The sequence below is a fragment of the Virgisporangium ochraceum genome (genome assembly GCF_016863655.1).
Lineage (GTDB): Bacteria > Actinomycetota > Actinomycetes > Mycobacteriales > Micromonosporaceae > Virgisporangium > Virgisporangium ochraceum.
Window position 1 is genome coordinate 21,792 of the sequence record NZ_BOPH01000079.1, and the last position, 21,599, is coordinate 43,390.

General features: G+C 72.1%; 21 protein-coding genes. 11 read left to right on the forward strand and 10 right to left on the reverse strand.

Annotation, left to right across the window (positions count from 1 at the left end; all coding sequences use genetic code 11):
- The first annotated feature begins 129 nt into the window (after positions 1 to 129).
- A complete protein-coding gene (locus tag Voc01_RS26560) occupies positions 130 to 1,311 on the forward strand; it encodes a sensor histidine kinase (protein ID WP_203930276.1) in 1,182 nt (393 codons plus the stop codon).
- The gene (locus tag Voc01_RS26565) at positions 1,308 to 1,910 is read left to right on the forward strand and encodes a response regulator transcription factor (RefSeq protein WP_203930277.1); all 603 of its coding nucleotides are present in this window, start codon (positions 1,308 to 1,310) and stop codon (positions 1,908 to 1,910) included. Before Voc01_RS26560 ends, Voc01_RS26565 begins: the two co-directional genes overlap by 4 nt.
- 4 nt (positions 1,911 to 1,914) lie before the next feature.
- On the opposite strand, the gene Voc01_RS26570 is transcribed toward Voc01_RS26565, so the two are convergent.
- The 4 genes from Voc01_RS26570 to Voc01_RS26585 form a co-directional block, all read right to left on the reverse strand.
- Positions 1,915 to 2,313, reverse strand: a complete 399-nt coding sequence (locus tag Voc01_RS26570; protein ID WP_203930278.1) for a VOC family protein — start codon at positions 2,311 to 2,313, stop codon at positions 1,915 to 1,917.
- Positions 2,310 to 2,531 carry a hypothetical protein gene (locus Voc01_RS26575; RefSeq protein ID WP_203930279.1) on the reverse strand — a complete coding sequence of 74 codons (222 nt, stop codon included), beginning with the start codon at positions 2,529 to 2,531 and terminating at the stop codon, positions 2,310 to 2,312. The genes Voc01_RS26570 and Voc01_RS26575 overlap by 4 nt, the downstream gene beginning before the upstream one ends.
- A 73-nt stretch (positions 2,532 to 2,604) precedes the next feature.
- Positions 2,605 to 4,134, reverse strand: a complete 1,530-nt coding sequence (locus Voc01_RS26580) for a DUF4419 domain-containing protein (RefSeq protein WP_203930280.1) — start codon at positions 4,132 to 4,134, stop codon at positions 2,605 to 2,607.
- A gap of 41 nt (positions 4,135 to 4,175) precedes the next feature.
- Complete coding sequence (locus tag Voc01_RS26585) at positions 4,176 to 7,010, reverse strand: hypothetical protein (protein ID WP_203930281.1); 2,835 nt, start codon at positions 7,008 to 7,010, stop codon at positions 4,176 to 4,178.
- Positions 7,011 to 7,135: 125 nt separating this feature from the next.
- Here Voc01_RS26585 and Voc01_RS26590 point away from each other — a divergent pair, with 125 nt between their 5' ends.
- The 3 genes from Voc01_RS26590 (at position 7,136) to Voc01_RS26600 (ending at position 10,761) form a co-directional block, all read left to right on the forward strand.
- Complete coding sequence (locus tag Voc01_RS26590; protein WP_203930282.1) at positions 7,136 to 8,545, forward strand: MFS transporter; 1,410 nt, start codon at positions 7,136 to 7,138, stop codon at positions 8,543 to 8,545.
- Positions 8,546 to 8,616: 71 nt separating this feature from the next.
- The gene (locus tag Voc01_RS26595; RefSeq protein WP_203930283.1) at positions 8,617 to 9,024 is read left to right on the forward strand and encodes a hypothetical protein; all 408 of its coding nucleotides are present in this window, start codon (positions 8,617 to 8,619) and stop codon (positions 9,022 to 9,024) included.
- Between the two features lie 237 nt (positions 9,025 to 9,261).
- A complete protein-coding gene (locus tag Voc01_RS26600) occupies positions 9,262 to 10,761 on the forward strand; it encodes a glycosyltransferase family 2 protein (protein WP_203930284.1) in 1,500 nt (499 codons plus the stop codon).
- Between the two features lie 46 nt (positions 10,762 to 10,807).
- Here the strand turns inward: Voc01_RS26600 and rpsD are convergent, their stop codons facing one another.
- The gene (gene rpsD / locus Voc01_RS26605) at positions 10,808 to 11,416 is read right to left on the reverse strand and encodes a 30S ribosomal protein S4 (RefSeq protein WP_203930285.1); all 609 of its coding nucleotides are present in this window, start codon (positions 11,414 to 11,416) and stop codon (positions 10,808 to 10,810) included.
- A 72-nt stretch (positions 11,417 to 11,488) separates the two neighbouring features.
- On the opposite strand from rpsD, the gene Voc01_RS26610 reads away from it, so the two are divergent.
- Entirely contained in the window at positions 11,489 to 11,968 is a 480-nt protein-coding gene (locus tag Voc01_RS26610) for a hypothetical protein (protein ID WP_203930286.1), read from the forward strand.
- Here Voc01_RS26610 and Voc01_RS26615 read toward each other — a convergent pair.
- Complete coding sequence (locus tag Voc01_RS26615; RefSeq protein WP_203930287.1) at positions 11,939 to 14,212, reverse strand: putative bifunctional diguanylate cyclase/phosphodiesterase; 2,274 nt, start codon at positions 14,210 to 14,212, stop codon at positions 11,939 to 11,941. The genes Voc01_RS26610 and Voc01_RS26615 overlap by 30 nt on opposite strands.
- An 89-nt stretch (positions 14,213 to 14,301) precedes the next feature.
- On the opposite strand from Voc01_RS26615, the gene Voc01_RS26620 reads away from it, so the two are divergent.
- Complete coding sequence (locus Voc01_RS26620; protein ID WP_203930288.1) at positions 14,302 to 14,640, forward strand: hypothetical protein; 339 nt, start codon at positions 14,302 to 14,304, stop codon at positions 14,638 to 14,640.
- A 6-nt stretch (positions 14,641 to 14,646) separates the two neighbouring features.
- On the opposite strand, the gene Voc01_RS26625 is transcribed toward Voc01_RS26620, so the two are convergent.
- The 3 genes from Voc01_RS26625 to Voc01_RS26635 all read right to left on the reverse strand — a co-directional run bounded on the left by Voc01_RS26625 (position 14,647) and on the right by Voc01_RS26635 (position 17,290).
- Positions 14,647 to 15,642, reverse strand: coding sequence for an aldo/keto reductase (locus tag Voc01_RS26625; protein ID WP_203930289.1), 996 nt, complete (start codon positions 15,640 to 15,642; stop codon positions 14,647 to 14,649).
- Between the two features lie 77 nt (positions 15,643 to 15,719).
- Entirely contained in the window at positions 15,720 to 16,790 is a 1,071-nt protein-coding gene (locus Voc01_RS26630; RefSeq protein ID WP_203930290.1) for a hypothetical protein, read from the reverse strand.
- A complete protein-coding gene (locus Voc01_RS26635; protein WP_239160506.1) occupies positions 16,787 to 17,290 on the reverse strand; it encodes a SigE family RNA polymerase sigma factor in 504 nt (167 codons plus the stop codon). The genes Voc01_RS26630 and Voc01_RS26635 overlap by 4 nt, the downstream gene beginning before the upstream one ends.
- 85 nt (positions 17,291 to 17,375) lie before the next feature.
- Between Voc01_RS26635 and Voc01_RS26640 the strand changes: the two genes are divergently transcribed.
- Positions 17,376 to 17,981, forward strand: coding sequence for a DedA family protein (locus Voc01_RS26640; protein ID WP_203930292.1), 606 nt, complete (start codon positions 17,376 to 17,378; stop codon positions 17,979 to 17,981).
- Positions 17,982 to 18,182: 201 nt separating this feature from the next.
- On the opposite strand, the gene Voc01_RS26645 is transcribed toward Voc01_RS26640, so the two are convergent.
- Positions 18,183 to 19,433, reverse strand: a complete 1,251-nt coding sequence (locus tag Voc01_RS26645) for an Hsp70 family protein (RefSeq protein ID WP_239160507.1) — start codon at positions 19,431 to 19,433, stop codon at positions 18,183 to 18,185.
- 99 nt (positions 19,434 to 19,532) lie between these two features.
- On the opposite strand from Voc01_RS26645, the gene Voc01_RS26650 reads away from it, so the two are divergent.
- Genes Voc01_RS26650 through Voc01_RS26660 form a run of 3 tightly spaced genes read left to right on the forward strand, consistent with a single transcriptional unit; the run spans position 19,533 to position 21,578 of the window.
- The gene (locus Voc01_RS26650) at positions 19,533 to 19,835 is read left to right on the forward strand and encodes a YbaB/EbfC family nucleoid-associated protein (RefSeq protein WP_203930293.1); all 303 of its coding nucleotides are present in this window, start codon (positions 19,533 to 19,535) and stop codon (positions 19,833 to 19,835) included.
- Position 19,836: 1 nt separating this feature from the next.
- Positions 19,837 to 20,184, forward strand: a complete 348-nt coding sequence (locus Voc01_RS26655) for a hypothetical protein (protein WP_203930294.1) — start codon at positions 19,837 to 19,839, stop codon at positions 20,182 to 20,184.
- The gene (locus Voc01_RS26660; RefSeq protein ID WP_203930295.1) at positions 20,184 to 21,578 is read left to right on the forward strand and encodes a polymorphic toxin type 4 domain-containing protein; all 1,395 of its coding nucleotides are present in this window, start codon (positions 20,184 to 20,186) and stop codon (positions 21,576 to 21,578) included. The genes Voc01_RS26655 and Voc01_RS26660 overlap by 1 nt, the downstream gene beginning before the upstream one ends.
- The last annotated feature ends 21 nt before the right edge of the window (positions 21,579 to 21,599 follow it).

Genomic DNA, 21,599 nt, shown 5'->3' on the forward strand with positions numbered 1-21,599 from the left:
GCAGAAAGCTTCTTCGGGACCGCGTGAGCGCGGTAGTGCGCACCGACATCGACCGGTGTGCACGCCCGCACGCAAGCTCATGACAGATGTCATGGACTGTTCGCTCCGTCGAGGCCGCATGATTGCGGCGTGACCGTTGCCGCCGCTCCCTACCGCACCCGCCTGCGGTACCTGCGGCACATCACGCTGTGGTCGCTGCTGCTGTTCGTCGGTGCGATCACGGTCATGGTGACGGTCGACCTCGCCAACCGCTGGCCGACGCCGCTGCCGACGATGGTCCTGATGGCCGTCGCGGTGGTGGGCGCGGGCGGGATGTCCCTCCACTTCATGCGCGTCTCGGTACGGGCCGGCGGGCCGCCGCCGATGACCCGCCGGGTCGGTCTCGCGTTCGCCGGGACGGCCGCCGCCACGCTCGCCGCTTCGGTGGCGGCGGCACCGCTGTACCGGTCGCCACCCGATGTGCCCTTGCCGTGGTTGCTGCTCACGGCCCTGCTCGTCTCCGCGGCGGTGGCCGGGAGCGGGCTCCCCCGGTTCCGGACGACGGCCGCCGGCACGGTGCTGATCGTGGCCGCCGCCGCTGCGGGAGCGGCGATCGCCGGGCAGGAGCTGCTCCCGGCGATGGGGGTCGCGGCGGTCGTGACCGTGATGGCCAGCTCGTCCGTCGCCGCGCAGCTGTGGTTCTGGGACGTGGCCGAGCAGGTCGACCGGGCCCGCCAGGTCGAAGGGGAGGCGGCCGTGGCCAACGAGCGGCTCCGGTTCGCCGCCGAACTGCACGACATCCAGGGTCACAGCCTGCAGGTGATCGCGTTGAAGAGCGAGCTCGCCGCGCGCCTGGTGGAGACCGATCCCGAGCGGGCGGTCGCCGAGATGCGCGAGGTGGAGTCGCTGGCACGGCAGGCGTTGCGCGACACCCGCGAGGTCGCGCACGGGTACCGGACCGTCAGCCTCGCCACCGAGATCGCGAACGCGACCCGGGTGCTGGCGGCCGCCGGGGTGCGCTGCACCACCCGTCAGGACGAAGGGCTGCCGACCCTCGTCCCGGCGACCGAACGGCTGCTCGGGCTGGTGGTGCGGGAGGCCACGACCAACGTGATCCGGCACAGCCGGGCGGGGTCCGCCGAGATCGCCCTGACCCGGCACGACGGCGGGGTGCGGCTGCTGGTCCGCAACGACGCGCCGCTGACCGCGTCGTCGGCGACCGCCGGCGGGCTGGCCGGGCTCGCCGACCGGTTCGCGGCGGCCGGCGGCACGCTCGCCTGGCGGCGGGAGGACGACAGCTTCACCGTCACCGCGGAGGTCGCGTCCCGGTGATCACCCTGCTGCTGGCCGACGACGAGGGCCTGATCCGCGGCGCCCTCGCCGCGCTGCTGGAGCTCGAGCCCGACCTGCGCGTCGTGGCGCAGGCCGCGACCAGCGCCGCCGCCGTCGACCTCGCCCTGGCGCACCGTCCGCAGGTGGCGGTGCTCGACCTGGAGATGCCACCGGGCGACGGCCTGCAGGCGGCCACCGGAATCCGGGCGGCACTGGGCATCCCGGTGATCCTGGTGACGCGCCACGCCCGCCCGGCCGTGCTGCGCCGGGCCCTGGCGGCCGGGGTGGCCGGCTTCGTGCCGAAGACCACGCCGGCGGGCCGGCTGGCCGAGATCATCCGCGACGTGCACGCCGGCCGGCGGTACGTCGACTCCGACATCGCGGCGAGCGCCCTCGTCGAGGACGCGTGTCCGCTGACCGCCCGGGAACTGGACGTCCTCCGTGCCGCCCGCACCGGTGCGGCGGTGACCGAGATCGCGGCCGGGGTGCACCTGGCGCCGGGAACGGTACGCAACTACCTGTCGTCGGCGATGACCAAGCTGGGCGTCAGCACCCGCCACGCGGCCGCCCACCTGGCCTGGGAGCAGGGCTGGATCTAGCCGGTCAGGCGACGAACACGCAGAACGGGTGGCCGCTCGGATCGGCGAAGACGTAGAGCGGCTCGTCCGGGTCGTCGGTGCGGTCGAGCAGGAGCCGGGCGCCGAGGGCCTCCGCCCGGCCGCGCTGCCGTCGCAGCTCGGCCTCCGAGGAGACCGTGAAGTCGCAGTGCAGCTGCATGGGGACCTCGTGCCGCGGCCACGTCGTGGGGGTCAGCTCGTCGACCCGCTGGAACGCCAGCTTCCGCGTTCCCGCGTGGTCGACCAGCACCAGCCAGTCGGGGTTGTCGACCGTCTCGTCGCCGTCGCGGTAGCGCAGGCCGAGCAGCTCCCGGTAGAACTCGGCCAGTGCACGCGGGTCGGTGGTGTCGAGCACGGTGTGCAGCAGCCGCGGAAACTCCGTCATGACGGCAGTCTGCGCCAGCCACCGGTCTTCAGCAGGTGGGTGAGGATGCGACGGGCGTGCTCCTCCGAGCCGTACTCGGTGAGCGAGACCTGCCCGGCGTGCCGGGCCTCGATCTCCCACAGCGGACCGGCGGGGTTGACCCGCAGGTAGATGTCACGGCGTCCCGTCTGGCTCGGGATGCCGTTGAACCAGTGCTCCAGCGTCGTCGGTGCTTCCACCCGGACGACTATCGAACATCAGTTCGAGCAGGTCAAGGCGCCACTCGGGTCAACGTCGCGCAGATGTGCCTGGTTACTCGCGCGGCCCGAACCGGTCGAGGGTGCCGACCCGCAACCGCTCGAAGTCGCCGCCATGGTCGAGGGCCGTCTCGAGCAGCAGCGCCAGCGACGTGCCGTAGACCGGGACGTCCTCCGGCCGCCGGTCGATGAGCCGGTCCGGCGGCGGCAACCGGTACTCGTCCGGCCCGGGTGGCGGACCGCCCGCTTCGATGCGGCAGACCACCCAGTACGACGTGCCGGTGGAGTACTCGGACACCTCGGCGATGCTGCGCCCGTCGGGCAGGTCGATGTAGGCGGTCATCGACGGCCCGCGCGGGAACCCCGCGTGGCGGGTCTCGCGGTCGGGCAGCAGCCGCCAGGCGCCGTCGAACAGCGTCGCCGAGCCCATCCGCCGGTAGATCGCCAGCATCTCGGCCGGCCCGTTCGGGAACCGGGACGGCACCGGCGGATCCGCGTGGTGCTCGGCGACGATCCGCTCGATCACGTCGTCGATCTCCACGGCGGCCGTGGCGACGTGCCAACCGGTCACCGGCCGCAGCGCACCGTCGGGGTCCTGCGCGACAGCGGCCACCCCGCCGTGCAGCGTCACGGTGGAGTTCTCCCCCCGGGCCAGGTCGACCAGGTTCACCCGGACCCGCGACAGCGTCGCCGGCACGGTGGCACTGGTGATGCCCGGCCCGGTGTAGCCCATGTGGTCGTCCGGGCCGACGGTGAGGTCACGCGGCTCGTCGAGGGGCAGGTCGAGCATCGGGTTCGGCCGATCCTGGCCGCCGTCGCCCTCCAGGTACGGGTAGAAGCGGGTGGCCCAGCCGGTGATCAACTGGCCGCCGTATGCGTCGGCCGGGTTGTAGATGCGCTTCCAGAACGCGACGTCCGGCTCGCCGGCCGCGGCCCGCACGAACTGGTCGGCGATCGGCGCCAGAGACCGGCACCACGTCTCCAGGCCGAACCGCTCGGCGAGCACGCCGACGCGTTCGCGGATCCGCCGCCAGTCGTCGACGGTTCCGGTGAGCGTCACCGACGGGATGCCGCAGACCCCCATCAGCCACACCGAGAAGTACGGCGAGTAGGCGTCGAGCAGCACCACCCGGGCCGCGGTCCGGTCGACCGGCGTGCTGGTGGAGAAGTCGCACTCGAACAGGTCGGCGTCGTCGACCTCGGCGGCGAGCAGCTTGCCGACCGACTCGACCGCACCGGCCCACTCGGCGGCCGTCGTCGGCAGCGTCGTGAGGTCCAGGACCAGCTTCTTCCGCCCGGTGTGCCGCACGAGCCGGTGCCGCAGCGCCTCGGCGTTCAACCGGACGTGCTGCGCCACGCCCTGCGCGATCGTCAGCCAGACGGCGTCGGGCGTGAGCACCAGCGGCCGGTGGTCGTTGAAGGCGAGCCCGACCGCCGACAGGAGCGGATGGACCCCGTGGTGCGGCACGACCGGGAGGGCCGGGTCGCCACCGACGACGATCGCGTCGTCGTACAGGTCACCGAGCGGCCGGGTCGTCAGGGGTCCGGCCGCGGGAACAACGTCGTCGACCTCGAACGTCACCACGGCCGCCACTGTATGCCCCTGCGCTCACCATGCCCGTGCGCTCACCGCCGGCCCGCCCGGCGGGACCCCGGCCGCTTGACCGCCGGCCGTTTCGTCTCCGGTCGTTTCGTCGTCGGCGGGGTCGTCGAAGGCCGTACCGCGCTGTGCGCCGGCGGTGTCGGCGGCGGCTCGGCCGGTGGGGCCATCTGGCGGCCGATGTGCCAGCCGAGCGCCCGGTACGCGTCGAACTGGTCGACGTCGAACCACTGGTCGGCGGTGGAGTCGCTCGGGAACCGGTCGGACCGGACGGCGTACGCGCGCACCTCGTACGGCGTCTCCCTGGTGAGCACGGCCTTGCCGACGATCAGCCGGCCGGTGGTGCCGTCGGGGTACCGGATGCGCCCGCGCACCGTGCTCTGCGTCGCGTACCGCGCCTCCAGCGAGCGGAGCTGCGCGTTCGGGCTGACGCCCGCGCCGGCCGATCGCCGGGCCAGCCGTTCGCCGTCGATGGTGAGGTCGACACCCAGCTCCTCGTAGGCCAGCGTGGCCGCCTCGGCGAGGGTCTGCGCGATCGAACTGTCGCCCGTCGCGTCGACGCAGTAGATCGTGGTGCACCGGCGTCGCAGCAGCTCGACCAGCCCGAGGTTCTCGTAGTGGCCGCCGTCGGAGACGTACACGAACCGTTCGTCGGGCGGGTAGCTGCCGAGCAGCTCGCGGACGTAGTAGGTCACGCGGCGCACCCTCGGCAGCGCCGAGCGCATCCGTTCCAGCAGCGGCAGCGAACCGTGCCGATGGAAGTACCTCGGGTTCGGCAGCCACACGCCGAGCCGGGCGTTCGCGAGCGCCAGCAGGGCGTTGAACGGCCCGCTCATGCGTCCCATCGCCGACGCGAACGCGGCGCCGGAGATCGCCATGGCCGCGAGCAACGTGATGTCGGACCGGTAGGTCCGATCCTCCAGGGCCTCCTCCAGGCGCGGGGTGCTGAGGTACCCGAGCTGAGGTCCGCCGATGTACCGGTCGGTGAACACGAACGGGACCGCGCGGCGGCCGGGCGGCGCGAGGCTCTGCCCCGACACGTTGGCGGCCGCGCAGACCACGAGCTCGGGGCCCTCACCGGCGGGTGGTGGCGTGCCGTACATGGTCATCGGGTCGAGCCGGCCCCACGGGGCCGCCTCCACCGTGGTCCCGTTGCGCCGCAACCGGAACGCGGTCGCGAGGCGCCGCTTGTAGAACGGGTGCAGGCTCATCCGGGTCTGGTCGAAGACCGCGACCACCAGGGCCAGCCCGCCGAGCGTCGACAGGAACCACCACGTGGTGATCGGCGGGTCGCCTTCGGGCCCGGGCAGGTACGCGGCGACCGAGCGGGCCATGCTCGCGCCGAGAACCGTCAGCGCCAACGCGCCCAGAGCCAGCACCACCACCGCGCCGAGCAGCGCCCGCGTCGCGAACCCGGCCAGCGAGCCGATCCGGGTGAGCAGCCGCCGTCCCTTCGCCGGGGCGTCCTTGTCCGCCGGCGCCTCACCGGACGGCGCGAACCTGCGTCCGATCATGTTCCACAGCGTGGTGACGGCGGTGACCAGCCCGACCACCGACGCGACCTCGAACCCGCCCGGGGCCACCGGCGCCCGCGGACCCGCGACCTCCGCGGCCACGACGGCGACCGTCGGCAGGCCGATGGTGGCGAGCACGACCGCCACCGCGAGCCCGGTGAGGATCTCGGCGCACCGTTCGAGGCGCCGCCGCCAGGCGAGCGTCCTGCCCGTGACGCGGATGCCCGCGACCATCCAGACCACGAACGCGGCCCCGCCCACCACGGCGACCGCCCACCGCGTGGGAACCGGGTAGGCCGGGATCCAGCCGCACCCCTTCTCCTCGGCCAGGCATCCGAGCACCGGCTCCGACCACGGCCACACCATCGCGTACGCCCACCCGAGGAACGTGCCCGTGACCATCAGGGTCGCGAACAGCAGGCCGAGGCCGAGCACGATGTTGCGCACCGCGGACCCGAGCGCGGCGACCCACTCGGCGGCGCCGTCGGCGATGTACCGGCCGTGCCGCCGCACGTGGTCCTCCTCGGCGGAACCGGGCGCGAACGGCGGCACGGCGGGGGTCTCGGCCCGGAGCCGCTGGAACGCGCCGCCGAGGTAGCCGCCGCCCGAGACGGTGGCGAGGTACCGCGCGCTCTTCAGCACGCCGTTGGCCGCGAACGCCTGCATCGCGCCCATCGCGAACGACGCCGACCGGATGCCGCCGCCGGACAGGCAGATCCCGACCGCGTCGCGCTCGCCGGCCGGCCCGGGAACCACGTAGTTCCTGGCCCACCGGTCGACCACGGGAGCCGCGAACGTCGGCTGCGCCGGCCGCACCGCCGGCTCGACCGTGGGCTTTCCGGCCGGGACGAGCGCCCGCATGACAACGGTCACCGTCACCAGCGCGGCGAGGACCGCGGCCGGCACCAGCGCAGTCCACGCGACGAGCACGCCGACCTGCGCGGTCTCCAGTGCCCGGTCGCCGGTGCCGGCCACGGCGGTGACGGCGAGCGCCCACCCGGCGCCGCCGACGCCGACGACGCAGGTCCAGCCGAGCCAGTTCGCGAACGCGCCACCGACCCGCGGATACACGAACTCGGCGCCCAGCCACGACACGACCGCCAGCGCCGCGCACACCACGGCGACCGCGGCGAGGCCGGCGATCCGCGTGGTCGCCAGGTCGAAGCCGCCGCACGACCCGGCGGCGAGCCGGTCGAGGGCCGTCGCCGGGCCGCCGAGGAACTGCGCCCGGACCGCGCAGCCGAACCCGCCGGTCAGCAGACCGACCACGGGACCCACCAGCACCAGCGCATCGGCGACGATCAGCAGCGTCACCACGTGCCGGAGGCGGAGGTTGTATCGCCTCATGCGGTCCATGAGACCGTGGCGGGCCCACGTAATACGCTAAATCGGAGTATTGGCAAATAGCGGACAGCACTATGACCTTCGCCGCACGCCGCGCAGGCCGGCGGACCGATCGTCACACTCGGGGGATGGAGCTCCGCCGCCGTCTCCTGGTGCTGGTCATCTGCTGCCTGAGCCTGGTGATCGTGGCGATGGACATCTCGATCGTCAACCTCGCGCTGCCCGAGATCCGCCGGGACCTCGACGCGTCGGTGTCCGCACTGCAGTGGACCGTGGACGCCTACACGCTCGTGCTGGCCAGCTTCCTCGTGCTCGCCGGGTCGACCGCCGACCGGGTGGGTCGCCGGCGCGTCTTCCTCACCGGGCTCGCCGTGTTCGGGGTCGGCTCGCTGCTGTGCGGTCTCGCGCCGGGCACCGGGTGGCTTGTCGCGGCTCGGGTGCTGCAGGCGGTCGGCGGCACGATGCTCAACCCGGTGGCGCTGGCGATCGTCGTGAACACGTTCCCCGACCGGGCCGAGCGGGCCCGCGCCATCGGGGTGTGGGCGGCGATGTCGGGGCTGGCGCTGGCGCTGGGACCGATCCTCGGCGGTGCCCTCGTCGACGGGTTCGGGTGGCGCTCGATCTTCTGGGTCAACGTGCCGATCGTGGTGCTGGCGGCCGTGGGCACGCTGCTGTTCGTCCCCGAGTCGCGGGCGGCCCGGGCGCGCCGGGTCGACCCGGTCGGCCAGGTGCTGGTCATCCTGGTCCTGGGCAGCCTCGTCTACGCGATCATCGAGTCGACCCACCTCGGCTGGACGTCTCCGGTGATCGTGGCTCTGATCGTGGTCTGTGTCCTCGGGTTCTGTGGCCTGCTGTGGTACGAGCCGCGCCGCGCCGACCCGCTGCTGGAGCTGCGCCTGTTCCGCAGCGTGCCGTTCGCCGCGGCGATCGTCATGGCGGTGCTGGCGTTCTGCGCGTTCGGCGCGTTCCTGTTCGTCACGACGCTGTACCTGCAGGAGGTCCGCGGCCTCGACGCGTTGACGGCCGGGTTGTGCATGATCCCGCTGGGGCTGCTGATCGTGGTGCTCGCGCCGATCTCCGGCCGGGTCATCGCCGCCCGCGGGCCCCGGCTGCCGCTGGCGGTCTCCGGGGCGGCCCTGGCCCTGGGCGGTGTCGCGTCGCTGTGGCTCGGGCCGGCGTCTCCGCTGGTCGCGGTGCTCGGCACGTTTCTGCTGTTCGGCGTCTTCCAGGGGACCATCAACGCGCCGATCACCAACACGGCGGTGTCCGGGATGCCCGCGTCGATGGCGGGCCTGGCCACCTCGGTGGCGTCGTCGGGCCGCCAGACCGGTATCACCCTCGGCGTGGCGATCTCCGGGACGATCGCCTCCGCCGGCGTCTGGTGGATGGTGGTCGTCTCCGGGCTCGGCGTCCTCGCGTTGGGCCTGCTCAGCACCGGACGGTGGGCCAGGGCCTCCGCCGAACGAGCGGCCGCCCTGTTCGAACAGGTCGAAACCGGTCCGTCGACTACTCAAGTTGTGCCACGAGCCCGCGCCTGACGCTGCGCCGGCCGCGCGCGTCGTGCACTCTTCTCGGGTCTCACACCCTGAACGTTGGTAAAGGAACTTCCGTGCGCTCCCGTTTCGCCCTGATCGCCCTGTCCGCCGCTGCCGCCATCGCCCTGTCCGCGTGCTCGTCGAAGTCCGACGCGTTCGCCGACAAGCTGGAGAAGGCCGGTTTCGACCACGTCGAGGTCACGCAGGACAAGGAGACCAAGTCGGTCTACAACAAGAAAAAGAAGAAGAACGAGTCCAAGAGCGAACTCGTGGCGTACGACTTCGACTGGAAGGTCAACGCCGACGCAGACCCGGCCACGTGCGAGGTCGAGCTCGAGCACGCGGCGAGCAGGAACGGCAACCTGACCGGCAACGGCTGGTACATCGACGAGGTCGACGGCAAGGACGTGACCGACAGCCCGGTGAGCCCCAACCCGGACGCCGTCCGCGAGTACGTGAAGTCCCACGACATCGACTGCTGACCCGGTACCGCGGCACTCTTTCCGGCGGGGGTCACGGCCGACGAAGTCGAACATCGCGCGACATTGATCGAGCGTCGTGAGCCGGTCGGAAACGACCGCCGTCATTCGACGGGTCTCCGCAACATCCGGACGACCCCCGCCGGCTGAACCTCTCCGCAGCCCTTGCCGGAGCCGGATCGCACTCCCATTGTTTGTTTCGTCGCCCCCGTCCCGCGACATCGCGGTCCGGGGCGGGGCATGTTTCCGATCTTGTGCGCATCCGTCAGGCGCACGCTGATAGGAGATTCACACAATGGGAAGTGCCAATGGGGGCGCGATCGGGGTCGGCATGATGGCAGCGATTCTGCCATTGAGCTGGTCGATACCCATCTGGATCGCGGTCGGAACCGCTGTGGTCGTCACATTGCTCGCGACGGCGCGTTTCGTGTGGGCCAGGATTCGCGGGTGACGGGCGTGACCGACCTTCAGCTGCAACTGCTGACCCTGTTGGTGGTCGCGTTCTTCATCGACTTCTCGCCGGTGATCCGCGCGCGCCAGCGCCGCAAGCACTGGACGGGTACCGCGAACCGGAACGACGACTTCACGATCGTCATCCCGATCTACGGCAAGGTCTCCTATCTGACGAATGCGCCACACCTGCGGCGCTACGGAAGCCGTGTCCTGCTGTCGACAACCACCCGCGAGAAGCCGGAGTTCTACGCCGACCTCGACCGGATCGCCGACGAGTACGGCTTCCAGATCCTGCGCAGCGACATCCCGCGCAAGCGTGCGCATCTGTGCCCGGCGCTGACGAAGGCGGGGGTGGACGCGACGCACACCGCGTACGTGATGCGCCTCGACGCCGACACGGTTCCCGAAGGCGACCTCGACGAGCTCGTCGCCGTGTTCGCGGGTTCGGAGTTGGCCGTCACCTCGTTACGGACGCTGCCCTCGCGCGCGCAGACGGTGGTCGAGAAACTCCAGTCCATCGAGTACGAGATCTCCATGGACATGCGGTTCGACTTCTCCTGGCTCACGTCCGGCGCCGGGTTTCTCGGCCGGACGTCGGTGCTCAAGACGGTGTTCCATTCGCACACGCTGTTCGACAGCGGTGAGGACGTCGAGTTCGGAAAGCTCGCCAAGCTCATGCGGTTCACGGTTGGCCACATTCCGTTCGTGCTCAGGACCGATGTGCCCGACACGTTCGCGAAGTGGTTCCGCCAGCGGATCGTCTGGGAGGCCGGCAACTTCCGCCACCAGATCGTCAACTTCTACCGCTACAACTGGCGACGGCCGACGTACTTCCTCTACTACACCGTCATCCTGTATCTGATGACCCCGCTCCGGTGGTACGCCGCGGTCAAGTCCCCGGAATATCTTCTGGTCATCATTGGCGCGTACTGGTTGTTCACCTACGTCATGTTCTGGCGCCAACGGTCGTGGGCCCTGCTTCTCTTTCCGATCTACTCATTGGTGTCGGTGATGGTCATCACGCCACTCGGAATCTGGAAGTACCTTCGCATCGCGGCCACCGCGCGGATGGTGGGACGGATCAGCATCCGGCGCCGCCGCCACCGGCAGGCTCCCGTGCACGCCAGGGTGATCGCTCCCGCTCGCCGGATCAGGACGGAGTCGGCGGAGCCGTCGGATGCCCTTCGCGACGCGATGGCCAACGGCGCGAACGTGCCGCCGGTCGACCGGGGACGGCACCGGGTTCGTAACGATGAGACCGTTCTGATCTCGGCTGTCGTCCGGTAGGCCGACGGCGCCCGGTCCGTGGACCGGGCGCCGTTCCGGTGCCGGCTCAGCGGGAGTAGAACTCCACCACGAGCTGGGTGTCGCAGATGATCGGTACCTCGGTGCGGGCCGCCGGCCGGAGCACCGTGACCTTCAGGTTCGGCAGGTCGGTGGACAGGTACGGGGCCGACGTCGCCGGGGCGTGGGCGCCGGCCGCGGCCACCTGGAACGGGGTCTTCTCCTTGCTCTTCTCCGCCACCTCGACCACGTCGCCGGAGCGGGTGCGGAACGACGGCTTGTCGACGCGCCGGCCGTTCACGAGCAGGTGCTGGTGCGAGACCATCTGGCGCGCCTGGTAGATGGTGCGGGCCATCCCCGAGCGGAGCACCACCGCGTCGAGCCGCTGCTCGAGCAGGGCCACCAGGTTCTCGCCGGTGGCACCCTGCCGCCTCGCGGCCTCCTTGAAGGCGCGGCTGAGCTGGCCCTCACTCAGGTTGTACTGGTGCCGCAGGCGCTGCTTCTCCAGCAGACGCACGGCGTAGTCGCTCGGGTTGCGGCGGCGCCGGCCGTGCACGCCCGGAGGGAACGGGCGCCGTTCGAAGTACTTGACGCACTTGGGCGTCAGCGCGATGCCGAGGGCTCGCGACAGTCGAACTTTCGGCCGGGACTGGTTCACCGATGACTCCTCTAAGGTTAGGCTTGCCTAACACCTTAGCCCCTAGAATCACCAGAGGAATGGAGGGTGCCCGTGTCGACCAGCCTCGTGGAGATCGCCCGGACCCTGGCCGCCGGCCGGGTCCTGGGCGTGGTGCACGTCAACGGGCACCGCGGCCCGCTCCGGGTCCGGCACGCCACCCCGGCCGACGGCACCCCGTTGCTGCTCACGCGGTCCACCGGAACGCTGGCGGCGGCGCTGGTGCCGCCGCCGGGAGAGTGCGACACGGCGGTGGTCCTGTCGGTCGACGGCCACCGCCCCGACCTGCCCGGCCGGCTGTGGCTCAGCGGCTGGGCCGAGCCGTTGGGTGGCGCGCGGGCCCGGGCCGCGGCGCTGGAGTACGCCGAGGTCAACCCCACCGAGGACCTGCTCGGGGTCGGTCGCGGCCACGCGCTCTACCGGGTCGAGGTGGGCGAGGTGCGGCTGGCGTTCGGGTCGTCGCTGGTCGAGCTCGACGTCGACGAGTTCCGGGCCGCGTCCCCGCTAGCTCTTGACCATCTGATGACGGGATAGGCCGTCGATCGCGGCCGCGTCGACTGCCTCCGCCAGCGTCGGCGTGCCCGGTTGGGGACGCCCGAAGTAGTAGCCCTGCGCCACGTCGCAGCCCATCGCCCGCAGCAGCTCGGCCGATCCGAGGTCCTCCACGCCCTCGGCGACCAGCACGAGGCCGAGCGAGTGGGCCAGCTCGATGGTCGAGCGCACGATCGCGGCGTCACGCTGCTTGGTCACGATGTGCTGCACGAACGAGCGGTCCAGCTTGAGTTCCTGGACGGGCAGGTCGCGGAGGTAGGCGAGCGAGCACTGGCCGGTGCCGTAGTCGTCGATCGAGAGCTTGATCCCCAGCGCCGACAACGCGTGCAGCGTCCGGTTCGACCGCTCCGGGTCGACCATGATCATGGTCTCGGTGATCTCCAGGATCAACGCGTCGGCCGCGACGCCGGCGTCCGTCAACGCCGACGTCATGTGGTCTACCAGGCCCTCGTCGAGCAGCGACGTCACCGACAGGTTCACCGAGACGGTCGCCAGCGGGTCCGACAGCCGCCACTGCCGCACCTGGACCAGCGCGGTGCGCAGCACGTGCCCGGTCAACGCGGGCATCAGGGAGTTGTTCTCCGCGGTCTGCACGAACCGGTCGGGACCGATCAGCCCGCGGGTCGGGTGCTGCCAGCGCACCAGCGCCTCCGCGCCCACGACCCGGCCGGACAGGCTGCACTTCGGCTGGTAGTACACGACGAGCTGGTCGGGGTCGTGCCGCAGCACGTCGCGCAGCTCCGCGATCAGCTGCAGCCGCTCGCGGCTGTTGTCGTCGCGGTCGGGGTCGTAGCGGGCGTGACCGGTGTGGTTGACCTTGGCGTCGTACATCGCCACGTCGGCGTGCCGCATGAGGTCGGTGCGGTCCAGCGAGTCCACCGGGGCGCAGGCGATCCCGATGCTCGGCTCGACCTGCAGCGCGAGCCCGGCCACCGAGATCGGCGCGCAGATCGCGGCGGCGATGCGCCCCGCGCACGCGAGCACGTCGAAGTCGGCGTCGCGGCCGGGCATCAGCAGCGCGAACTCGTCGCCGCCGAGCCGCACGAGCACGTCGCCGGCGGTGATCGTGGTGCGCAGGCGGGAGCCGACGGTCAGCAGCACGTCGTCGCCGGTCGCGTGGCCGAGGGAGTCGTTGACCTCCTTGAACCGGTCGAGGTCGATGAGCAGCAGGTACATGAACTCGCCGGGACGCATCCCGGGCAGCCCGGCCTCGATCGTCTCGTAGAGCAGCCGGCGGTTCCCGAGGCCGGTCAGCTCGTCGGTGCGGGCCTCCAGCCGCACACGGGCGATGTCGGCGACCGCGAGGAACCCGTCGATGATCCGGCCGGTCGCCGCGACCAGCGTGGCCGCGGCGACCAGCACCACGGCCAGCGGCAGCGGACGCACCGAGGCGTACACGAGCACACCGATCGCCACCAGCACCGACGTGATCGGCGCGGTGAGCATCCAGGGACGGTCGACCCGCACGTCCGACCGGCGCTGCGGCCGCCACGCGCCGAAGGCGACGATCGCCAGGCCGACCGCCCACAGCGCGTCGAGCGGGGTGCCGACCTCGTACACGCCGATCGCCACGCGGTACGTGTAGACGGTGTCGGCGACGGCGAACGTCACCAGCCCGGCGCCGATCCAGCCGTAGAAGCCGGGCGACCCGCCGCGCAGCACCAGCACCCCGATCACCATCGCGACCAGCGTCGCGTCGCCGACCGGGTAGGCGGCGGCGATCAGAACGTGCACCAGGCTGTCGCCGCCGCTGGTGGTGTTGGCCACGACGGGGGCGATGACCGCGCCGATCAGCGCGGCCGCGCCGAGGAACGTGACGAGGCCGTCGAGCAGGAGACCCCGGCCGACCTTCCGGTTGCCGGCCCGCACCCCGGCCAGCAGTCCGACCGCCGCGATGGGGTACATCGCCAGGTAGCAGAGGTCGGACAGCGCCGGTGACGGCATCGGGTCGAGATGGGACACCCAGCTGTCGTAGAGGATGTCGCCCACGGCGTACGCGAGGAGACCGGCGGCGATCGGCCAGCTCCAGGCCCGGTCGCCGGGCCGCTTCACCCCGCGCAGGGCCACGATGACCGCCGAGACCACCTGCGCGCCGTTGCCGATCACCCCGTCGCGGACGGCGGTGGGGACCACCTCCACGGGCAGCACGAGCAGCACGATGTAGACGAGCACGGCGACCGCCTGGACGCACAGCAGCGCCGTGACAGCACGTGTCCAGGTGATCACGCTGCCTAAATCGGTCGGCTGGCGCCGATCCTGGACGGTTTTGTCATTGTGGTGGCGAGAAAAGGCGAGACACTGTCAACGTGACCCGAGTGACGCACACCGCAGTGACGCACACAGCCCGCGTCGCATGGGACGGCGCGCTGGCGATCGTGGGCGCCGCCCACTTCGACGACCTGTACGGATGGCTCGCCCCGACGCTGGGTGACCTGCTCGGCGCCGAGGCGCTGCGGGCCTTCGCCGAGACCCGCTACCTGCTGCGCTACTCCGCCCGGCCCGACGCCCCGCACGTCGAGGCCGGCCGGTGGAGAGCCCGCCTGGAGGACCTGGTCGACCGCGACCCGGCGCTGGCCGCGCCGGTGCGTGAGCTCGCCTACGAGACGCGCCTGCGCCTGCGCGAACTGGTTCCACCGCTCACGCTGGCCAGCTGACCGGCGTCAGGCGCTGTCGTTCAGGTGCCGCACCTGTTCGTCGCTGAGCCGCAGGTCGATCGCGGGCACGATGGTCTCGAACTGCTCCCAGGTGCGCGGGCCCATCAGCGCGAACGCCCGCGGGTCCCGCCGCTGCAGCAGCCAGGCCAGGGCGACCTGGTTGCCGGTGGCGCCGACCTCCTTCGCCACGGTGTGCACGGCCTCCAGCGCCTTCGCGTTGCCGTACAGCGGCCAGAACCGGTGCTTCTCGGGGTCGGCGCTGTCGTAGAGGTTCGCCAGGATCGGCGAGTACGCCACCAGTGAGGTGTCGCGGTGGTCGCGCAGGTAGCTGAGCATCTCCTCGCCGGCCGACGACGTGTGGTCGGTGCCCGGGTGCTGGTGCAGGTAGCTGTACCGCTGCTGCACCGCCACGGGTGCCGCCCAGCCGTTCTGCGCGGCGAGCGCGCGCACGCGGTCCAACCGCCAGGTGCGGACGTTGCTCCAGCCGATGAAGCGGGCCTTGCCCGCGACGACGATCTCGTCGAGGGCCGCCAGGGTCTCCTCCAACGGCGTCGCGCGGTCGTCGACGTGCACGTAGAACAGGTCGACGTGGTCGACTCCGAGCCGCTTCAGGCTGCCGTCGATGCCGCGCCGGACGGTGTCGGCGCCGGCGCCCTCGAACCGGACGTGCGGCCACGGGTCGTCACCGGCCTCCTGAGCCGCGTGCAGCTCGGGGACGTTGACCGGCAGGCCGGCGACCTTCGTGGCGACGAACGCCCGGTTGCGGTTGCCGTTCCTCGACAGCCACTTGGCGAGCAGCTGTTCGCTCTCGCCGCCCTGGTACTGCGGGCCTCCCCACCACATGTAGCAGTTGGCGGTGTCGAGGAAGTCGCCGCCGGCGTCGGCGAAGGCGTCGAGCATGCGGAACGACGTGGCCTCGTCGGTGGCGGTGCCCATCTGCATGCAGCCCAGGCCGAGCTGGCTCACCTGGACGCCGGTGGTGCCGAGTTCGATCTTCTCCATGACCTCGACGCTATGGGTTCGAGTGCACTCGAACGCAAGGCCGCCGGCCGACCTCGGGTCGGCCGGCGGCCCGGTGCTCAGCCGCGGCCGCCCTTGGCACCGCTGTTGACGGTGACCCCTTCGGCCATGCGCTTGATGTCGTCGTCGCTGATCGTGAGGTTCGCCGGTACCTGGATCTGCAGCACGTACCCGTTCGGCTGCGACACCAGGAGGACGCGGCCGCCGTCGTCCTGCGCCGAGAACTGCGCCCTGCGCCCGCCGACCAGCAGCGGCCACGACGCGGCGTCCTGCCCGCCGTCGGCGTTGAGGAGGAAGCCGAGCTTGCCGCCGAAGTCGGCGCTCGACGGCTGTCCCGGAACCTTGAACACCATGTCGCTCGGGCCGACGTTGTCGAGCTCCATTCCCTGCGGCAGCAGCGTGAACGAGAACGGCGCCAGGACCGGCAGGTCGGCCTTCCGCAGCCCGTTGGCGTAGGCGACCACCTGGTCGTCGGTGATGTTCCCGGCGGTGATCAGCATCGCGGTGCCGTCGGGCTCGGTCCAGGTCAGCTGGACGCCCGGATGCGGCCGGCTGGTGGGCTTGAGGAGCGTGCCGTCGACGCCGCGGATCTTCACCGGCACCGTCGTGCCTTCGAGGCCGGCCTCGGAGGTCGCACCGACGTACAGCATCAGCATCGGCTTGCCGTCGGAGCCGCCCTCGGGCGAGTGCATGATCATCGGACGGCCGTCGAACATGGCCACGGCCGGCGCGAGCCCGTCGACCACGCCCGTCGGCGGGGTGAACGGCACCGTGGGCAGGGTGATCCGCGGCGGACCGAGCACCACGGTGAACGCCGGCGGCGGGCTCGTCGGCGCGTCGGAGGCCCGGTCGGTGCCGAAGGACTTCGACCCGGACGGAGGGCTCGCGGCCGGCCCGCCGACGGACTCGGGGACGCCGCCGCCGTCACCCGGCAGCAGACCCGACACCACCGGCACCCCGGCGACGCCCAGCAGCACCGCCGCGACACCGGCACCGGCCGCGCCGACACGCCGACGGCGCCGGAACAGCCGCGAGCGGGTGTGCACCCGGGCGAGCAGGCCGGCCCCGTTCGGCGCCGCGTCGGCGCGGTCGGTCAGCGTGTCCCGCACCAACATGTCGACCTCAGTCATTGTTCTCTCCTGGTGGTGATGTTCCGGTCACTCAGGGTGGCGCGCAGGCGGGCCAGTGCCCGCGACGCCTGGACCCGCACGGTCACCGACGAGCACCCCAGCAGGGCGGCGATCCGGTCGTCGGGCAGGTCCTCGTAGAACCGCAGCACCAGCACGGCCCGCTGCTTGCGGGGCAGGGTGGCGAGCAGCGCCCACATCTCGTCGCGGGCGGCCAGCATGTGCTCGCTCCCGTCGGCGGCGGTCTCCGGCACCTCGGCGACGGGCTGTTCACTGCGCGAGGAGCGCCGCCGCCACCACGAGATGTTCTGCCGTGCCAGCGCCGTCCGCACGTAGAACTCGGCGTTCTCGGCCCGCTCGATGCGGTTCCACCGTTGATGGACCCGCGCCAGCACCTCCTGCACGAGATCCTCGGCCCGGTGCCGGTCACCCGTGAGCAGGTACGCGAAGCGGAGCAGTGCCGGTCCCCGGTTGACGACGAAGTCGTCGAAAGAGTCGTCCACACGCTTCCTCTCGTTTCGGGTCTCGACTGGTACACGCCGAAAGCTCCTCGGTTTGTTACCTCCTCGCTCCGGGGAAGATCTGGGGATGGCGGACTGGATCAGAAGCGTGATGGATGCCCTCGGCCCCTTCGGGGTGGGTGTCCTCATAGCGCTGGAGACGATCATTCCGCCGATCCCGTCGGAGCTCGTCCTTCCCCTGGCCGGTTTCCGCGCCAAGGAAGGCGCGATGAACGTGATCCTGGTGTGGGTGGCGGCCACGGCCGGCGGCGTCGCCGGTGCGCTGGTGCTCTACTGGCTGGGCTGGTGGCTCGGGTACGAGCGGCTGCACCGGCTGGCCGGGAAGCCCTGGTTCTTCGTCGCCAGCCAGAAGGACGTCGACCGCGGCTGCAAGCTGTTCGAGAAGAACGGCAGCTGGATCGTCGCCGCGTCCCGCTGCGTCCCGGTGCTGCGCAGCGTCGTCTCGCTGCCGGCCGGCATGACCCGGATGCCCCTGGTCAAGTTCACCGTCCTCACCGCTCTCGGCACCGGGGTGTGGAACCTCGCGTTCATCTCGGCCGGCTGGTTCCTGGCCGAGAAGTGGCAGAAGGTCGACGAGTACATGGGACCGGTGAGCATCGTGGTGATCGGCCTGATCGTCGTCGGCCTGGCGATCCTCGCCTGGCGCCGCCACCGCGAAAAGGTCGCCGCCTAGGGCTGGCAGCGGGCGGGTGGAGCGATCCGACGAGGCGACGACCACCGGAACGGAGCGCGATCGTGCCGGCCGACCGCTGGTCGGCTGGTGATCGACAGTGGTGGCGACTTTTCGCGGTCCGACGGGACTGCGGACAGCAGAAAATCGCCAACACTTTCGATCTTGGCTGGCTCGTTGTCGGGTCCTGCTCCCGAAAGCTCTTCAGCTGGCGTCACCGATGTTGAAGAACTGGTAGAGGGCCGTGCAGATGAACGCGATCACGGCCATCGAGCCGAGCAGCCAGGGCCAGACCCGCACGTACTGCGGCGTCGGGGGCGGCGTCGGCTGCGGCGTCGGCTGGGGTGCGGTCCACACCGCGGGTGGTGGCGGCGGACCCGGCACCGGCGCGACCGCCTGAGCCGGCGCGACCGCCGGCGCGACCGCGCCCTCGGCCACCGGCAGTTCGGGCTGTTCCAGCACCGTCGGGGCGATGCCGGTGCCGGCGTGCAGGAGCTGGGCCAGCAGCGGCACCCGGCTCGTGCCGCCGACCAGGAAGATGCCGCCGAGCCGGGCGGGCTCGAGGTTCGCCTGGCGCAGCGCGCGCGTCAGCTCGCCGGTGGCCCGGCGCAGCAGCGGCGTCGCCACCCGCTCGAGCTCGCCACGCGTCAGGTGCAGCGACGCGCTCACGCCGGGAACCGCGACCGGAGCCGTCGCCGTGCGTGACAGGGTCTCCTTGGCGGCGCGCACGTCGTCCCAGAAGAGGCGGCGGTGCCGGCGGGCCAGCTCGTCGGTCGGCCGGCTGATCTCGGCCCACGCCCGCGGATGCCGCTCGGCGAGGAGGTGGCCCAGGTGGGTCACCACCGCCGCGTCGAGGTCGAGGCCGCCGAGGTCCTCGGCGCCCGCGGTGCTCACAACCGTGAACGTGGGACCGTCGTTGCGGACCAGGGCGACGTCGAGCGTGCCGCCGCCGAAGTCGAAGATCGCCAGGACCCCGCCGGGCGGCACCGGCCGGCGCAGCGTCCCGGTGAAGTACCGGGCGGCCGCGACCGGCTCCGGAACCAGCCGCACCGGCGGCCACCCCGCCGCGACGGCCGCCTGCTGCAACCGCTGCCGCCGCACCGGTCCCCACGCCACCGGACACGTGAGCACCACCGGCGGCAGGTGACCCACCACGCCGGTGACCGCGCGGGCGGCCTCCCGCAACGGCGCCGCGAGCACCTCGACGACGGGCAGTTCCCGGTCGCCCAGGAGCAGCGTGTGCTCGTCGATCCGCCGCTTCGGGTTCGGCTCGAAGCGGGCGGGATCCAGCGGTGCCAACCGCTGCGCGTCGCGGCCCACGCGCAGCACGCCGTCGGCGTCGAGGAAGACCGCGCTCGGCAGCACCGGCTCCCCGTCGAACAGCACCGGACGCGTCTGCCCGTCCGGCGACCGGAGCACCGCCACCGTGTTCGACGTCCCCAGGTCGATCCCCACCGCCCACATGACCACCGGTACGGATTCCGCGCGCGGTCCGTTCTCGGCCCCACGCGCCAGGCCCGACGCGGGACCGAGACGCGGGATAGACTCGGCCCGATGTCAGCGGTATTCGAGTCCGGGTCCGACGACCGGGTGCGTGCCGTGGTCGACAGCGCGGGCCGGCTGGTCGACATCACCATCTCTCCGGAGCTTCTGCGCAGCCCGGCGCGCAACGTCGCGCAGGCCGTCTTCGAAGCCGTCACCGGGGCGCAGCGTGCCGCGAGCCGGCCGTCGGACGGCACAGTCGCCCTCGAACGGCAGCTGGCCGACGCGCTCGCCGAGGTGACCGTCGACGCCGACCGGCGGCTGGCCGAACTGGCCACGCTGGTCGGCGACCTGCGCCGCCACGAAGGGCGCTGACGTGGCCGACCCGTACCGGCTGAGCGTCGACGGCACCGCGCTGAACCGCGACGGGGGCGCGCTGGCCGACGAGTCCGACGACCTCGTCGGCGACCTCGCGAACCTGGCCAGGACCCTCACCGACCTCGGCGAGGCCTGGGGCGACGACGAGCTCGGCGCGTCGTTCGGCCCGGCGTACCTCGGGTTCGTGGAGCACGTCGTCTCGGCGGTGGTGACCTACGGGGACCAGATCGCCGGCACCGGGGTGGCCCTGCCCGCCGGCGGCGCGACGATCGTCGACGAGGACCGGAGCCAGGGCGACCGGGCCGCCTCGATCGTCCGTCCCACCGGTGAACCCGCCCAGTTCTGATGTCCGCGGCCCCGGTACCGGTGACGCTGCCGCCCGGCCTGGCGCAGCCGCTCAGCTGGGTGGGGCTGCCCTGGCCCGCGGCCGACCAGACCCGGCTGTCGCGGTCGGCGCAGGCGTGGCTCGGGTTCGCACGGTCGGTCAGGCTCCGGCGTGACGGCGCCGACGCCGCGGCCGGGCACGTCGTCAAGGTCAACGACGGGCGGATGATCGAGGCGCACGACGCCTCGTGGACCGCCGCGCGCGGGCCCACCGCGAACCTGGCCCGCACGGTCGCCGCCGCCGAGCACGCGGCCGTCGCGCTCCAGGGCCTCTCCTCCGCGGTCACCGAACTGAAGCGCGCCTACGTCCGCAGCCTGCAGCAGCTCGTCTCCACCGCGAACGCCGCCGGGCTGCTGGTACCCGACGGACGCGGCGGGGTCGCTGTCGCGGCCGGCGGCGCGGGCCTGGTCACCGCGACCCGCGCCGCGATGGTCGAGGCCCGTGACCGGACGATCGCGACGACCACCACGACCCTCAACCCGCTCCTGGAGCGGTCCCGCGAGGCGCTCATCCTGGCGCGCGGTCCGGGCGGCACGCTGGCCCGGCCCGGCCTGTCGCGGCCCACGCCCCTGTACCCGTACCGGCCCGACCAGGGCGCCGGCCCCCGGCCGGTCCCGCGGTCGTTGCGGGAGCTGAAAGAGATCCTCGACCAACGGGTCGAGCAGAACGTGCGGGACCGGAACCGGCAGTGCCCGGCCCGCGGCGACCTCGGCCTGCCCGACTACCCGTTCGTCAGCGGACGCGGCACCGACCCGAGGACCATGCCGTGGCGGTCGACGGTCTGGGACATCCACCGCGGCCAGAGCATCGACGGCTCGTCCACCACGACGGTGAACGGGATCGTCAGCCCCTGGCCGAGCGGGCTGAAGCGGGTCAACTACCAGGACTGGATGCTCGACCTGCGCGACGGGATCGACCTCCCGCTGCCGGGCTCGTCGGAGGCGTACCACGCCAGCCACCTGTGGGGGCCGATGCTCGGCACCGAGGTGGCCGCCGGCATCGGCTGGGCGCCCTCCGACATCAACCTCGGTGTCCAGAAGGAGATCGAGACGAACCTGCGGACCATGGGCCGCGGCCTCTGGGACGAGGGCGGCTACCTGATGGTGCGCGCCCGGGCCACGATGTTCGGCGCCGGCGACTGGCCCGACGGTCCCCTCGGCGAGGGACGCCACTTCGTCCGGTCCGTCGACTACTACGCGATCCCGTGCCGGCCCGACGGCACGATGGGACCCACCCGCCACTTCGGGTACGAGCTGACCCCACCCACCGGCACGGTCGCCGCCGACACCTTCCGGGCCGGCCGGTTCGTGCGGCTCGACGGCGTCCAGCCACCGATGCTCAACCGCCTGCCGTGAGCAGGGCGAGAACGGAACCGG